The organism is Nocardia sp. NBC_00416 (assembly GCF_036032445.1).
Lineage (GTDB): Bacteria > Actinomycetota > Actinomycetes > Mycobacteriales > Mycobacteriaceae > Nocardia.
The window spans coordinates 1,481,120-1,494,987 of sequence record NZ_CP107932.1 but is presented as its reverse complement, the minus strand read 5'-3'; the positions used below and the strand labels follow the sequence as shown (position 1 = coordinate 1,494,987).

The 13,868-nt window shown below is 67.4% G+C and carries 15 protein-coding genes; 8 read left to right on the top strand and 7 right to left on the bottom strand.

Annotation, left to right across the window (positions count from 1 at the left end):
• Nucleotides 1-5: 5 nt before the first annotated feature.
• Nucleotides 6-839: an acyl-CoA thioesterase gene (locus tag OG804_RS06660; protein ID WP_328394957.1), complete on the bottom strand. Its 834-nt coding sequence runs from the start codon at nucleotides 837-839 to the stop codon at nucleotides 6-8.
• Between the two features lie 90 nt (nucleotides 840-929).
• Between OG804_RS06660 and OG804_RS06655 the strand changes: the two genes are divergently transcribed.
• Nucleotides 930-1,547, top strand: a complete 618-nt coding sequence (locus OG804_RS06655; protein ID WP_328394955.1) for a TetR/AcrR family transcriptional regulator — start codon at nucleotides 930-932, stop codon at nucleotides 1,545-1,547.
• Here OG804_RS06655 and OG804_RS06650 read toward each other — a convergent pair.
• A complete protein-coding gene (locus OG804_RS06650; protein WP_328394953.1) occupies nucleotides 1,525-2,166 on the bottom strand; it encodes a hypothetical protein in 642 nt (213 codons plus the stop codon). The two genes, OG804_RS06655 and OG804_RS06650, sit on opposite strands and share 23 nt — an antisense overlap.
• Before the next feature lie 198 nt (nucleotides 2,167-2,364).
• On the opposite strand from OG804_RS06650, the gene OG804_RS06645 reads away from it, so the two are divergent.
• Together OG804_RS06645 and OG804_RS06640 are read left to right on the top strand one after the other, a co-directional pair.
• On the top strand, nucleotides 2,365-3,951 hold the full coding sequence (locus OG804_RS06645) for a GMC family oxidoreductase (RefSeq protein ID WP_328394951.1): 1,587 nt from the start codon (nucleotides 2,365-2,367) through the stop codon (nucleotides 3,949-3,951).
• A gap of 678 nt (nucleotides 3,952-4,629) precedes the next feature.
• Complete coding sequence (locus OG804_RS06640; protein WP_328394949.1) at nucleotides 4,630-5,259, top strand: YdcF family protein; 630 nt, start codon at nucleotides 4,630-4,632, stop codon at nucleotides 5,257-5,259.
• A 41-nt stretch (nucleotides 5,260-5,300) separates the two neighbouring features.
• Here OG804_RS06640 and OG804_RS06635 read toward each other — a convergent pair whose 3' ends face one another.
• The 3 genes from OG804_RS06635 to OG804_RS06625 all read right to left on the bottom strand — a co-directional run bounded on the left by OG804_RS06635 (nucleotide 5,301) and on the right by OG804_RS06625 (nucleotide 8,469).
• Nucleotides 5,301-6,344, bottom strand: a complete 1,044-nt coding sequence (locus tag OG804_RS06635; protein WP_328394947.1) for an alpha/beta hydrolase — start codon at nucleotides 6,342-6,344, stop codon at nucleotides 5,301-5,303.
• Between the two features lie 29 nt (nucleotides 6,345-6,373).
• A complete protein-coding gene (locus tag OG804_RS06630) occupies nucleotides 6,374-7,396 on the bottom strand; it encodes a transcriptional regulator (protein ID WP_328394945.1) in 1,023 nt (340 codons plus the stop codon).
• A gap of 197 nt (nucleotides 7,397-7,593) precedes the next feature.
• Nucleotides 7,594-8,469, bottom strand: a complete 876-nt coding sequence (locus tag OG804_RS06625) for a helix-turn-helix domain-containing protein (protein ID WP_328398270.1) — start codon at nucleotides 8,467-8,469, stop codon at nucleotides 7,594-7,596.
• Between the two features lie 411 nt (nucleotides 8,470-8,880).
• Here OG804_RS06625 and OG804_RS06620 point away from each other — a divergent pair, with 411 nt between their 5' ends.
• The 4 genes from OG804_RS06620 to OG804_RS06605 all read left to right on the top strand — a co-directional run bounded on the left by OG804_RS06620 (nucleotide 8,881) and on the right by OG804_RS06605 (nucleotide 11,257).
• Nucleotides 8,881-9,126, top strand: a complete 246-nt coding sequence (locus OG804_RS06620) for a hypothetical protein (RefSeq protein ID WP_328394943.1) — start codon at nucleotides 8,881-8,883, stop codon at nucleotides 9,124-9,126.
• 457 nt (nucleotides 9,127-9,583) lie between these two features.
• Complete coding sequence (locus OG804_RS06615) at nucleotides 9,584-10,093, top strand: DUF2599 domain-containing protein (protein WP_328394941.1); 510 nt, start codon at nucleotides 9,584-9,586, stop codon at nucleotides 10,091-10,093.
• A 19-nt stretch (nucleotides 10,094-10,112) separates the two neighbouring features.
• On the top strand, nucleotides 10,113-10,772 hold the full coding sequence (locus OG804_RS06610; RefSeq protein ID WP_328394939.1) for an SDR family oxidoreductase: 660 nt from the start codon (nucleotides 10,113-10,115) through the stop codon (nucleotides 10,770-10,772).
• Nucleotides 10,773-10,894: 122 nt separating this feature from the next.
• Nucleotides 10,895-11,257, top strand: a complete 363-nt coding sequence (locus OG804_RS06605; protein WP_328394937.1) for a hypothetical protein — start codon at nucleotides 10,895-10,897, stop codon at nucleotides 11,255-11,257.
• A gap of 74 nt (nucleotides 11,258-11,331) precedes the next feature.
• On the opposite strand, the gene OG804_RS06600 is transcribed toward OG804_RS06605, so the two are convergent.
• Both OG804_RS06600 and OG804_RS06595 read right to left on the bottom strand, forming a co-directional pair.
• On the bottom strand, nucleotides 11,332-12,231 hold the full coding sequence (locus OG804_RS06600; protein ID WP_328394935.1) for a helix-turn-helix domain-containing protein: 900 nt from the start codon (nucleotides 12,229-12,231) through the stop codon (nucleotides 11,332-11,334).
• A gap of 83 nt (nucleotides 12,232-12,314) precedes the next feature.
• Entirely contained in the window at nucleotides 12,315-12,533 is a 219-nt protein-coding gene (locus OG804_RS06595; protein ID WP_328394933.1) for a DUF397 domain-containing protein, read from the bottom strand.
• Nucleotides 12,534-12,904: 371 nt separating this feature from the next.
• Here OG804_RS06595 and OG804_RS06590 point away from each other — a divergent pair, with 371 nt between their 5' ends.
• Nucleotides 12,905-13,702 (top strand): SAM-dependent methyltransferase, encoded by a 798-nt coding sequence (locus OG804_RS06590; RefSeq protein ID WP_328394931.1) that lies wholly within the window; start codon nucleotides 12,905-12,907, stop codon nucleotides 13,700-13,702.
• The last annotated feature ends 166 nt before the right edge of the window (nucleotides 13,703-13,868 follow it).

The following is a 13,868-nucleotide window of genomic DNA, read 5'->3' as shown; positions in this document are numbered from 1 at the left end:
CCGGCTCAGTCCTTGTAGTAGACGAGCTGGTGACTGGTCGCCAGCAACGTGCCGTCGTGACCCCACAGGTGGGCGTTCTGGTCGAAATGACCATGCCCGAAACGGTTCGCGCGCGCACTGCCCAGCAGGTATTCCGTGCCCTGAGCGGCCAACTCGTCGGCCGTGGCGTGAAAGTAGACGGTGAGCGAGATCGTGCCGGCCGCGAGGTAGCGCCCGCGCCGCAGGAACACCCGCGGGAAGAAGGCGTCCGAGAGTGCGGCGAGGGACGCGAAGTCCAGCGGGCGGGCCGGACTGTCCCGTAGCCACAGCGTGCTCACCGAATCCGGGTGGCCGGGCTCCGCCCCGGCGGCCGCGATATCGGGTACCGCGCCGGCGACGAACCGCAGTTCGTAATTGCGGCCCCATGCGATGAACTCGGGAAAGACCTGCGGGTCCGCCTCCTCCGGGCCGGGCACTGAGGGCATGGCGAGTTCCAGAGCCGACCAGGTGTCGCGCCGGATCCCGAAAACCGCGGTCGCGGTGGTGGCGATCGCGCCGTCCTGGGCCAGTTCCAGCTGCCAGTGCTGATTCGTGCGGTTGGTGCGGACCGGGCGCGCGGTGATCTCGAACGGACCGTCGGCGATCGGACCGGCGTAGTTGACGGTGAGCGAGAGCGGGTCGCCCAGCCGCTCCGGGTGACGTTCGATCGCCCGCAGCAGCGCCGCCGCGGTCACCCCGCCGAACGGGCCGACCATGTTCGCGTAATCCGGGCAGGTGTGACCGGCCAGTTGGTGCGTGCCGACGTACTCCGTGGCGATCGCGGTATCGAAGGGGTGCGGCGGCGCGTCGATCCCGGTCACAGATCCTCCTGGAAGTTGGGCCGTTTCCGGCGGCGGTCGTATGTAAGTATGACAACATACATAGGAATCAACAGGCAAGGAGGGCGGGGTATGCCACGGCACAGGGATCCGGACGGCCCGCGGGCGGCGATGATCAACAGCGCCATCTCGCTGATCCGGCGGCGCGGAGTCGCGGCCGTCTCGTTCGCCGATGTACTCGACGCCAGTGGCGCACCCCGCGGCTCGGTGTACCACCACTTTCCCCGCGGCCGCGCACAGCTGATGACCGAGGCGACCGAGGTCGCCAGCAGCCGGGTCGCCGCCGGGGTCACCCGGGCATTGGCCACCCCGGCCACGTCGGCCGCACTCCGCGCGCTGGCCGATATGCTGGCCCGCGGTCTCGACAAGGACGACTACGCGGTCGGCTGCCCGATCGCCGCGGCGGCACTGGGCAACGAACCCGGCGCCGTGGCCGCCGCCGGATCGGCATTCGACACGCTGCGCGACCTCATCGCCGCGAAACTCGTCGCCGACGGCGCCCGCCCGCAGCGGGCCCGCTCGATCGCTGTCACGGTGATCAGCGCGCTCGAGGGAGCACTGATCGTCGCCCGGACCGAACGCAGCCCGGCCGCACTGGACACGGTGGTCGAGGAACTCGGCGAGCTGTGCCGGGTCGCGGTCGAGGCCGGACGCACCGGCCGCTCACTCACTCCACCGGACGCGTCTTGATGGCATCGCGGGAAATGAAGACATCGTATTCGCCGGGAGTCGCGATCACCGCGTTCCCGTAGGCCGAACGAACGAACGGTGAGGTGAACCAGCGGTCTTCGTTCATGTCCTGGAAGAAGTCCCGGTCACCGCCGTTGAGGAAGATGTGGTTCTGGTCGGTCGCCACACCGTCGAGTCGTTGCCCGTACAGCCGTGACACCTTGTACCCCGAATGGAAGCCGAGCGCGTTCACCCAGGGTTCGAGCTCCACGATCTGCGCCTGCAGCACCCACATGTCGCCCTCGACACGATGACTACTGCGCTGCGCGGTACCACCCTCGTCGTCGTAGAGTGTCAGCTCGACCTCGAGCTCGTGCTCCGCACCGGATACCTGCGACACCACCACATGGGCGGCGCGGACCTCACCCGTCAATCCCAGGTAGGTCTGGACGAGAGTCGCGATCCACAGCAGCAAGGCCGCGGCGACCAGCACCGCGGTGCCGCTCACCCCCCGCGCGACCAGCGTTCGCGCCCCCCTCTTACGAAATGCGACCAATGCCGAAATCACCAGGGCCACACCGATGATGATCGCGATGATCGAACCGGCCTGCAGCACCCCGAAATCCACCGGGTAACTCATGCCGTGGTTATACCCCGGCCGCGCGCAACCAGTACTCCGAAACCGCGATTTCCCGAACGGCGCCGACCCGGTCGATCCCGGCTCGCCGACGGACCCGGCACGCCGAGCCGATGCGATTCCGGACGGGCCGCCGAAGACGGCCCGCATCGCGCCTTGCTCTCGTATGTTTGCGGATACACGAGATCGAAAGGTGCGAAGGTGACCGAAAACAGTGCGGACTATGTGATCGTCGGGTCGGGATCGGCGGGCGCCCTGCTGGGAGACCGGCTCAGCGCGGATCCAGGTCACTCGGTGATCCTGCTCGAGGCCGGTGCGGCCGACAAGGACAAGTTCATCCACATACCCGCCGCGTTCTCCAAGCTCTTCCGCACCGGCTACGACTGGGACTATCTCACCGAACCACAGCCCCAGCTCGACAACCGGCAGATCTACTGGCCGCGCGGCAAGACCTTCGGCGGCTCGTCGTCGATGAACGCCCAGATGTGGGTGCGCGGATTCCGGGCAGACTACGAGGAGTGGTCGGCCGCCGCGGGATCGGACTGGGGTTTCGACAAGGCGGTCGAACACTTCCGCCGGATCGAGGACGTCGAGGGCGCCACCAGCGCCGAGCACGGCACCGGCGGCCCCCTGCACATCTCGCGCCAGCGCAGTCCGCGCGCCTCGACAGCCGCCTATCTGCGGGCCGTTGCCGAACGCGGCTTCACCGTAGAGGAACCGAACCTCGCGGAACCGCAGGGTTTCACCCAGACCATGGTCACCCAGTACAAAGGCCGGCGCTGGAGCACCGCGGACGCTTACCTGCGACCGGCCATGAAGCGGCGCAATTTCGCTGTGCACGCCGAGGCGACCGTCACCCGGGTGCTGTTCGACGGTGACCGGGCCGTGGGTGTCGAATACTCGCGGGGCGGCCACCTCCAGAGGGTGACCGCCCGCAAGGAAGTGATCCTCTGCGGCGGCGCGATCAACACCCCGCAATTGCTCATGCTGTCCGGCATCGGCGACCGCGCCGAACTCGAACGGCACGGGATCGAGGTGCGCCACCACGCGCCCGAGGTCGGCGCCAATCTGCAGGACCATCTGGTCACCGGCCTCGGCTACGGGGTGAGTGCCGATTCGCTGTTCGACGCCGAGAAACCCGCTCAGCTGGTCAACTACCTGCTGCGGCACCGCGGCATGCTCACCTCCAATGTCGGTGAGGCATACGGATTCGTGCGCAGCAACGCAGACCTCGCGCACCCCGATCTCGAGCTGGTCTACGCGCCCGCGCCCTTCTATCACGAGGGACTGATCGACCCGACGGCGCACGGCGTCATCCTGGCGACCGTATTGCTGCGCCCGCACAGTCGCGGCACGATCACCCTTGCCTCCAAAGACCCCCTGGCCAAGGCGGTGATCGACCCGAAGTACCTCTCCGACGAGAACGGCATCGACCGGGCAGCGTTGATGGCCGGGCTGAAGTACTGCGCCGAAATCGCCGATACCGCCGCCATGAAGGATGTACTCGGCCCACTCTGCTACCCGCCGGACGCACCCGCGGACGGTGCGTCGGAGGCGACCCGGGCCCGCGCCCTCGACGGCTACGCGCACACCCTCTACCATCCGGCCGGTACCTGCAGGATGGGGTCGGACGAGAACAGTGTGGTGGATCCGCAACTCCGGGTCCGCGGCGTCCGGGGACTGCGCGTGGCCGACGCGTCGATCATGCCGGTACTGGTCCGCGGGCACACCCACGCGCCCACCATGTTCATCGGCGCACAAGCCGCCGATTTCCTTACCCGCGGATAGGGCGACCGGCCGGAGCCGCCGGCCCGGACGCGGTTCGGAACCGGTGGCTTCGGCAGCCGGGCCGGCGGATGGGTTCCGACCCGGCGAACCCACCGGGTGGCCCGAGCGGTCGGTATGCCACTCGGTGGGCTCGATGCCGCCGGGCCGGGCGGATGCGCACGAAATATGAGGCGGATATTCCGTACTCGGCCCGTGCGGCGGCCGTGTGCGTACCGAACCGATCAGCGGAGTCGAGCCGGCCGGCCCGGAACGCACCCGTTCATTACCCGGTCACAGCGTGCCGCCGTCACCGGTGCGCCATGGTCGCAGGGGTCTCCCTGGAGAACCGCGCTGTCCGATTCACCCGCTGCAGTGCCCTTTTCGCGGTAGGAGCTGCACCGACAGTACGGTGATCGACCGCATTCCGGACGCGTACGCGCTGGAACTGGAGATCTCACGAACACCGGATAACGAATTCGGCTGTCGTCACAGCAGGACGCAGGGGTGAATCCGGCAAATCCGTCCTGAGCGCGTCACCGGCGCTCGACGAACACGCCGAAGCACGCGCCAACCGGGTTGCTTCCAGTCGGTGAAATATACAATCTCCGAGCAGATCACGAATAGATTACGGCTCGCTCATCGGATGTAGAAGAGGAATTCTCCGCATCGGCCCCCCGGCCCCGTCTGTTCGGAGCACCCGTGTTCGACACCTACCGCGGCACCGGCCGCCCCGCCCGCACCTCGCGCACGATCCGCACCGTGATCACCACCCTGCTCGCCGCCGCGGCGATCACCGGAACCCTCGCGGGCACAGCCGCGGCCGCACCACCGAACGCACCCGCCGAAGCCGCGGGCCTGCTCGGCGAACTCACCGGACCGCTCGCGCTACCCCACGGCCCCGGCACCGCGATCGTGGTCCTCGGCTACGGACTGCTCCCCGACGGCAGCATGCGCCCCGAACTGGTAGAACGACTCCGCGCGGGCTACACCCAGGCGCTGCTGGCACCGCTCTCACCGGTGATCGTCACCGGCGGCAATCCGCGCAACGGGGTCACCGAGGCGGGCGCTATGGCCGATTGGCTCGTTCAGCGAGGTATTGCGCCGCGACGCGTGTACCGGGAGGACAGCGCCACTACCACCGCGCAGAACGCCGAGCGCACTGCTCCGCTCCTCCGCGCGCTCGGCGCGCACGACGCCGTGGTGGTGACCTCGGAGGACCATATCGTCCGCGCCGCGCGCAGTTTCGCGGACGCCGGGATACCGGTCGCGGCAACGCTCACACCGCGTCAGATCCCGGAATTCGCCGCTGCCTTCGCACCGGGATTGTGAGCACCCGCTGCGGATCATCGAGATATCGCCGACGATAATCCTCAGGAATCCTGCGGAATTCCCAGAGCACCGCTGAGCGTGGGCCAGCTACGGTGTAGCTGCACTTCGAAATCCGGCCACGAATGCATACCTTCGGGTAGATAGTCGACCACGGCCGGAATCCCCAATTCGGTGAGCCGGGTGGCCAATCGTTCCGTGCACAGTTTGGCGCCGGACTCGAGGAGGGATCCACCGCCCAGCAGGACGGCCAGAATTTCCGGACTGTCCCCTATGGACATCAGCGCGGCGCCGCTCGGAGTCCCGTTGGCTACCGACACATAGATCTTCGTACCGCGCAGTGTGTCGGCACCCAGGAGACTGTCGTGGGCGAGCCATTCCGGCGACGCGGGCGGGCCGAACAGGTTCTCCGGATTTCCGCCGCGTGAGGCCACCGTCATGGTGGTGACTGCCCGACCCAGCTGGTCGGACGTGGAATAGCAGCCGCTCATACCGGCGACGCCCTGGTAGAAGCCCTGATGGCGCTGGGTCAGCATCATCGCGGCCTGCGCCCCCATCGACACTCCGGCAATGGCGCGAGTTCCGTTGGATCCCAGATACTTCTCGACAATGGGCGGCAACTCCTCGGTGAGGAAGGTCTCCCATCGGTTCAGCCCGAGCGCGGCGTCCACTCGGATCCAGTCGGCGTACAGGCTCGCGGTGCCGCCGGTGGTGAGCACCACATCGACCGGCTTGTCGGCGAAGAACTCCGCGGCGCCGCCCCGGGTGAGCCAGCCCGAGGTCGGTCCGCCGTCCACACCGTCGAGTAGGTACAGCGTGGGCCGGGGCGCCGGTCCGAGGCCGACGAGCGTATCTATCGCGATCTCACGGCCCATGGCCACCGAGCGAATGTGCAACCGGATCCGCCGATCGCCGAGTACCTGCACCCGCAACAGTTCCGCGCCGGACCGCTGCGGCTCGCTCGCTGCCGGCGCGGCCGGAGCCGGCGACTCCGGCCGCCCACCCGGCGGGAGCGCGCCGGCGGGAGCGATAGCGGCAACCGCGCTCACCACGACCAGAGCGGCCAGAACCGAAACCCGTGCTCTCATTTCACACCTCGCCCCACTCGGTCCGGATCTCACGCCGCGCCCGGTTTGCCGGGTCGCGTCCGCCGTCCGGTCCCGACGACGGGCCGCGGCAGCCGATGCACGCTCATCGCGCCCACCACGGCGCCGTCCTCTTCGACCATCGAACCGTCGGTTATCCGGTACAGACCGGGTGGCCGCCCGGTCGCCCGGAGGCGGTCCAGCACTTCATGGGTACGGCCGGCCAGTTCCGGTATCTCGTCGGTCGCGCCGGTGGCGACGGTCGCCATGGGCCGGACCTCGGCGGCCTCGGCGACCAGTTGCAGCATCTCCGCGCTCATCACCCCGGCGGCCGGTCCCCCCGCGACGACCTGCGCCGATTCCAGCGGGATCAGGACGGTCCCGCCGTCGGCGCGCAGCAACGACAGCGACCGGGAACCCAGCGGGGTGCCCAGGGCGGCCTGCACCCGGCGCAGTTTCCGACGGGCCGCCGACACGGCTCCCGGTCCACCCGCGCGCTCCTCTGCATGGGGCGGGATGGCCAGCGCGACAACCTGATAGGCGGAGGCCACGCGGATACCGGACCGTTTCGCCAGCACGCTCACCCCGTGCCCGCTCAACAGAGCCGCCACCATCGTCTGCGCCGAGGTCTGGTGTTCGCGGGCGACGATCCGATGCTCGTCCAGATACGCGGCTGCGGCAGCGGTAGTCACCACCTCCACCACCCGCACCAGGAGCCGGGCCGCGTCGACCATCGCCTCGGCGCGGATCGCCGCGTCCGACATTCGCGCGGCAAGGAACTCGAGCCCGTCCCGGGCGCTGCGGTGGCAGACGGTGAGTACGGTTTCCAGCGCCACGCCTTCTCGCGCCCAGCGCACGGCCGCGGCCACGACCATCGGCGGCGCCGCGGCCGGGGCGACGGATTCCGGGGCCAGGTCCTGTGCGGTGTCGGCGAGGCAGTGCCGCACAGTCGCGGCCACATCCGCCGCCTCCGCGAAGCGATCGGGTCGCCGCAAATGCGCTACGAGTTCGGCTTCCAGGGTCGTTCTCCCGGATCCGGCCTTACTGCCCACCATAACTACCGAACAGTAACCTCGTTCCGAGCCCCGCGGGACGATCCTTCGTTTGTCCGGACAGTTCATCAGGCACGCGGCCGCGCATTGGGTCCGATCACAAGAAGGTAACAAAATACCCGGCGGCGGACCGGTATTTCAGCGATACGAAGCCACTACTCGGCTCCGCCGACCGGCCTCGTTCGGGCCCGGGTCCGGAATCACTGACCGGTACGGCCCGGTTCCCGGCGCGCGGGCTGATCCAGTATCCGCGGTTGCCGGCGGCGCAATGCCGACAACAGACCCGGCGTGTACTCAGGGGGCGCGGCATGTACCGACAATTGATTCGCGACCGCGCGGTAGGCGTCCAGATCGGCCTGTTTGTCCAGATACAGTGCGCCGGTGAGCTGTTGCAGGTAGACGATATCGGGAAGGTCGGCCTCGGCGAATCGAAGATAGGTGAACGCACCGTCGGCCAATGCCGGGCCACCCACGTGGTCGGCCAGGACCTGCACGGTGATGTGCGGCTCCTTGGCCGCCGCCAGCAACCGGTCCAGCTGCGCGCCCCAGATCCGCGAACCACCGATTCGGCGGGTGAGCGCCGCCTCTTCCACGATCAGCCAGAGATGCGGCGGATGCGCGCGAGTGAGGATGTGCTGGCGTCTGATCCGCAACGCGACCCGGCGTTCGATCGCCTCGTCCGACTCTCCGGGATGCGCCAGTGTCAGCAGGGCACGTGCGTAGTCGGAGGTCTGGAGCAGCTCGGGTACTGTACGCGGTTCGTAACACCGGATCACCTGCGCGGCCTGCTCCAAACCCAGGTACATATCGAACCACTTCGGAAGCCAGTCGTTGTCCCGATGCCACCAGCCGGAGGTATTGGCCTGACGTGCGAGTTCCTGGAACGCGGTGAGCTCTTCGAGATCGGTGACGCCGTAGAGTTCGAGTAGATCCACCAGATCGCGTTCGCGGATACTGGTCCGCCCGAGCTCGAGCCGGCTGATCTTCGAATCCGAACCGCGGATGTGATCACCGGCCTGCTCCCGCGACAACCCGCTCGCTTCACGCAGCCGACGTAAGCGGCCGCCGAGCACCATCCGCAGCACCGTCGGCCCTCCTTCGGCCGCGGCCCGCGCCGTGGACCCCGGTTCGGTCGAGGACTCCGCCGCCAACGCCGATCGCATCCCAGAAGCACCCATTATTCGAGTTTCGCATGGGAGCGGTGCCGGAGACCAAACGAAACACCCCTGGCATGAACGACATTCGCATCGAACGGGCATGCCAGGAGAGTCGCCGGCCGGCAGTGCTGCGACGCGGCTCATACCGACACGTGCCTGTTGCGGGCGCAGACTCCGCCCAGGTGGACGTGGTGACCCACCCCGACCCGACTCGTCACGTGCTGTGAATTCCCCAGACCCGTTTCCGGAACATGTTCTCAACAATGGTGCGGACCTACTGTTACGAACAACGGCGCCGACGGTGACGCCGTCCGGAAGGAGACGCGGATCTTGGACGCCACGACACCGGCCACGGCCGAACGCGACGACACCGCCCGCAATACCCTGACCCGCCGGGTCACGGTCTACTTCGACGGACCCGCCGCGGACAACGCACTCGTTCTGGAGTACGCAGCCACCAACACCGAGGCGTGGGAATTCACCTCCGCCGCCGTTCACGCGGGACTCACTGTCACGGTGGACAGCAAGATCAGACCCGGTTTGCGCCGACTACCCTGCCACAGCCTCTGGCACTGAGTCCACGCGATCGCGGAATCCATCGAGCGGCCAGAGAGTCATTCGCGCGCAAAGCTTCCCGATCACGGCACGGCAACGGCACGCATTACGATCGGCTCGCCGAAGTCCCCGAACCAGGTGCGGGCAACCCTCCTTGAAGCAGCCACCGGTCGGAGACGCACCCCGCCGACCGGAACCGGGCGCCACCGGCGACCGATCGCCCCCGGGTGATCGCCGGGCTCGAACCTCGTGCCGCGCAACACCGGACCTGGCAACCCGCGCGCCGGCAGGTCGTCCGGCCACCAGCCCGGGCGGTCGCCTACGCACCGATCATCGGACCGGGCGGCGTCATCGGGCGAGATCCACAGCCGCCGCACACGCGCCACGCTCGCGCGCAGACACATCGGACCGGCCGCACCCTCTAGGCTCGGGGACAACCGGTGCGATGGGCGGGCCGGAACCGACCGCAGGAGCGTGTATGCCGATCGAATCCGCGACCCGCGCGGGCGGGGCGCTCCTGATCGCCACCGTCGTGGCGATCACGGGATGCGGATCGCCGGACCCGGGCTCCCGCTCCGACAGCCCGCCGATCGCCACGACTACGCCGGTGACAACCTCACCGGCTACCGGGTCCCGCACCGTCACGCACCCCGCGACCTCCACGGTCGACCCCTTTGCTGGGCAGTCCTTGATCGACCATGTGGAATGGACGGGGAACGCCGACGGCCCACGATTGATGGTCCACCCCACCCGAGCCGGTCGCGACACCACGTTTCCCGGGTCCGACCTGCGGGCCTGGCAGGAGATCCGCGCCGCCGATCCGAGCGCGGACACCCCCGGCATGTGGGATCAGTTCCGCTGCCACTGGGAGTGGGCCCGGCTCATCGCCCCGGACAAACCCACCTGGAATCTGGAACCGTGGCGGCCGTCGGTGGGATACGACGCGACCGTCGACGCCGCCTGCAACCCCGGCGGACCCGAACGCTGACCACTCGAAAGGACCTCGTATGCGCATCGTCATCGCCGGTGGACACGGCAAAATCGCTCTGCTGCTCGCCGAACGACTCACCGGCCGGGGCCACAGCGCCATCGCCTTGATCCGTAACTCCGCACACGCGCCCGAGGTGTACGCGACCGGCGCCGAACCGGTGGTGCTGGATCTGGAACGAGCGCTGGTGACCGATCTCACCGCGACCGTACAGAGCGCGGACGCAGTGGTTTTCGCGGCGGGCGGCGGACCGGGTAGTGGGGCGGCCCGCAAGTACACGGTGGACCGCGACGGATCGGTACTCCTGGCAGAGGCCGCCGAACGAGTGGGTACCCGGCGGTTCCTGCAGATATCGACGATGGGCGCGGGCCTGGCTCCGGCGCCGGGTACGGACGAGGTGTGGGCGGCCTATATCGACGCCAAGACTCAGGCCGAGGACGACCTGCGCAGCCGTGACCTGGACTGGACCATCCTGCGGCCGGGCCGTCTGCTCGACTCTCCCGGCACCGGATCGGTCACGCTGGCTCCGCCGCGGCTCGAACGCGGCGATATCCCGCGCGCCGATGTGGCCGCCGTGCTCGCCGAGCTGTTGGACGCGGGCCATACGGCCGGTCACACACTGGAACTGGTCAGCGGCGACACTCCGATCGAGGCCGCTGTCGCCGCGGCGGCTCGCTGAAACCGCCGCCGAAAACCGTTCGGACACAATAAATCGATCGTGCAGATGTACTTGCATTTGAAAGCACCCGCGACCTAGACTCTTCCCACACCGCTATACAGGGGAAAGTAAGGGGAGGCCGCGTGAGTGAGCCGACGACAACATTCGCCAGTGGTTTACTGCCGCAGCTGCGGGAGAGCCCAGCGGATCCAACTCGATTCGTCAACAGTTCAGCAAGAATCGATCCCGCCCCGATCGGCAGGCCGGCGAACGGTATTGATATGACTACATTCGGCGTCCGCAGCGGCCGCCCCTTCGATTCGACGCGCGAGAGTGCCGTCGAATTCGTCATCGACGCGATCGAATCCACCGGCGCGGCAACACGTGACGATTTCGATATCGATCAGATTGTCACGACGGCCCATGCGCTCGCCGACGATTGGGATTTCCGGTTGTTGCAGCCGGATACCTTCTGGCGCGTCGCGTCGACCTTCATCAAGGCCTGAAATCTCGTCGCATTCCTATCGCCTCGGTGGTGGAGTCACCGAGGCGATAGGAATGCGAATCTGCGGGAGGCGCTCTACCTTGTCCCCCACAAACCCTTCGCGTAATCGGCGATGATGCCGCGTGACTTCTCCGGTGGCGCCGCCTGCACACTCAGCCGGTCCATGACCGACAAATACAGTGCGAGATCCTCACGGCGGTCCAGATACAGCGCACTCGTCAACTGTTCCAGATAGACGATATCGGGCAGTTCGGCCTCGGCGAACCGGAGAATCGTGAAAGAGCTTCCCGCCGCGGCATGTTCGCCGGCGGAGAACGGAACCACCTGAATCGTCACATTGGGCAGGCGCGTCAGCTCGAGCAGGTGTTCCATCTGCGCCCGATGCACGTCGGCACCGCCCACCGGCCGGTGCAGTGCCGCTTCGTCGAGTACCGCCCAGATAACGGGCGGGTCGGATCGATGCAGGATCTCCTGCCGCCGCTGCCGGAACGCCACCCGCCGATCGGTATCGGCGTCCTCGTAACCGAGCGTCACCACGGCCCGCGCGTAATCCGGGGTCTGCAACAGACCGGGCACCAGATGCGATTCGTAGGTACGGATCTTGCTGGCCGCCTGCTCCAGGCCCAGATAGGTGCCGAACCAGGACGGCAGCAAGTCGCCGTAACGATGCCACCACCCCGGTTCGTTCGCCCGGCGCGCGAGCTCGAGGAAGCTTTCCCGCTCCTCGGGATCGGTGACGCCGTACAGCGTCAACAGGTCCCGGATGTCTCGCTCTTTGAAGCTCGTCCGACCCAGCTCGAGCCGACTGATCTTTGCATGGGAGCCGCGGATGGCATCACCCGCGGCCTCTCGGGTGATCTTCTTGCTCTCGCGCAGTTTTCGTAACTGGCCGCCCAGAGCAATACGCAGAACCGTGGGGCCACGCTCCGCATCCACGGATTGCGTACCACCACGGTTCTCGGGCTCTGCGATCATGGAGTCGTCTCCGCTTTCGGGTTAACCCACGGTGCGCCGATCATCCGATCCGGGCGCACCACGCCGACGGCCCATGCTACCTCTCAACCCGCCAGATCGTCGAACTCTCCCGCTTTGGCGCCCTGCAGGAAGGCATCGATCTCCGGACGCGTGTAAAAGATCACGCCGCCATCAGGGAATCGCGAATTGCGTATGGCAACCAGGTTGTTGGCCGCCTCGGCGAACTCGACGCAGTTCCCGCTCGGGTTGCTGAACGTGCTCTTACGCCAGGCTCCGATCACCTGGTTGGTCATTTCCGACATAGGACCCACTCCTTGCTCATGGTCGCTGACGCCACTGTCGCATACCGCCGGTCCTTACAGATGCAAACGCAGGTGTTCTTGCATCTGCACCGACATCAGGACGATAGCACGAAGTTCGCCGACGCGCGTCCAGGGGTTCTCACGCACTCGCGAACCCGACTTTCGTGCTGCTCGAAGGCCTTCCGACACACCGTCGGCCCGGGACTGTACGACGCGGGACGCGGCCACCCCTCCCGGCCGGATCGTCTCGCCGCACCTGCGGCGACGAGTCTTGTACTGTCGCAATCGACATCGGCTTCACCGGCCGTCGGAACCACCCGCCGGCCCGCGCTCCGGCATATTTCCGACCATGCACCGCCGAGGAGTCCGCCATGACCGAAGACAGCCGCCCCGCGATCCGGACGGATATTCCGCATTCCGCGCGCATCTGGAACTACTGGATGGGCGGCCACGACTACTACGAAGTCGACCGCATCGCCGGCGACGCAGGTCTCGCCATCGACCCGGAGATCGCCACCATGGCCGTGCAGTCCCGGCAGTTCCTCATCCGCGCCGTTCGATTCCTGGCCGAGGAGAAGGGAATCCGCCAGTTCCTCGATATCGGCACCGGCCTGCCCACCATGCAGAACACCCACGAAGTCGCCCAGGGCTTCGCACCGGAGTCCAAGATCGTCTATGTCGACAACGATCCGCTGGTCCTCGCGCATGCGCGGACATTACTGGCCGGCACCACCGACGAGGGCGTCACCACCTACCTCGACTCCGACTACCACCGCCCCGAACTCATCGTCGCCGATGCGCGTCACGTCCTGAACTTCACCCAGCCGCTGGCGGTGATGTTCATGGGCGTACTCGGCCACGAACACTCCCCCGAGGAGATGCGGCGGATCGTGCGCACCGTACTGAACGCGACCACCGCCGGTAGCTATCTGGTCCTGTGGGACGGCACCGACGACAGCGAGGCCTACGTCAGGCTGTGCCACGACTACACCGACACCGGCGGCGTGCCCTACGTACCGCGCCCGCTGGTGGATCTCCGCACTGCTTTCGACGGGTTGGAACTGGTGGAGCCCGGGCTGGTCCCGATCAACCGATGGCGCCCGGACAGTGGCGCCGCCGAGGACACGCCGCCGGTTTCCGCATACGGCGGCGTGGCTCGCAAGCCCTGACGCGCCCACCCAGGTACTGTGGTGCCGGAAAGTGCAGCGCCACAGCGGCGGTCGCGCGGGGGCCGGGCGTGAACGTTGCCGCTGAAATTTCGTCTGTAGTTTGCAGATGTACTTGCATTTGTAAGTGACGTCGGCCTAAACTCGAGCGCACAAGAGGGGCGATACG

Bases quoted from the DNA above. Each gene is read 5' to 3' on its own strand.
- OG804_RS06590 (WP_328394931.1), top strand. From the start codon at position 12,905: ATGACCGAAGACAGCCGCCCCGCGATCCGGACGGATATTCCGCATTCC.
- OG804_RS06615 (WP_328394941.1), top strand. From the start codon at position 9,584: ATGCCGATCGAATCCGCGACCCGCGCGGGCGGGGCGCTCCTGATCGCC.
- OG804_RS06630 (WP_328394945.1), bottom strand. From the start codon at position 7,396: ATGGTGGGCAGTAAGGCCGGATCCGGGAGAACGACCCTGGAAGCCGAA.
- OG804_RS06655 (WP_328394955.1), top strand. From the start codon at position 930: ATGCCACGGCACAGGGATCCGGACGGCCCGCGGGCGGCGATGATCAAC.
- OG804_RS06635 (WP_328394947.1), bottom strand. From the start codon at position 6,344: ATGAGAGCACGGGTTTCGGTTCTGGCCGCTCTGGTCGTGGTGAGCGCG.
- OG804_RS06595 (WP_328394933.1), bottom strand. From the start codon at position 12,533: ATGTCGGAAATGACCAACCAGGTGATCGGAGCCTGGCGTAAGAGCACG.
- OG804_RS06650 (WP_328394953.1), bottom strand. From the start codon at position 2,166: ATGAGTTACCCGGTGGATTTCGGGGTGCTGCAGGCCGGTTCGATCATC.
- OG804_RS06610 (WP_328394939.1), top strand. From the start codon at position 10,113: ATGCGCATCGTCATCGCCGGTGGACACGGCAAAATCGCTCTGCTGCTC.
- OG804_RS06600 (WP_328394935.1), bottom strand. From the start codon at position 12,231: ATGATCGCAGAGCCCGAGAACCGTGGTGGTACGCAATCCGTGGATGCG.
- OG804_RS06625 (WP_328398270.1), bottom strand. From the start codon at position 8,469: ATGGTGCTCGGCGGCCGCTTACGTCGGCTGCGTGAAGCGAGCGGGTTG.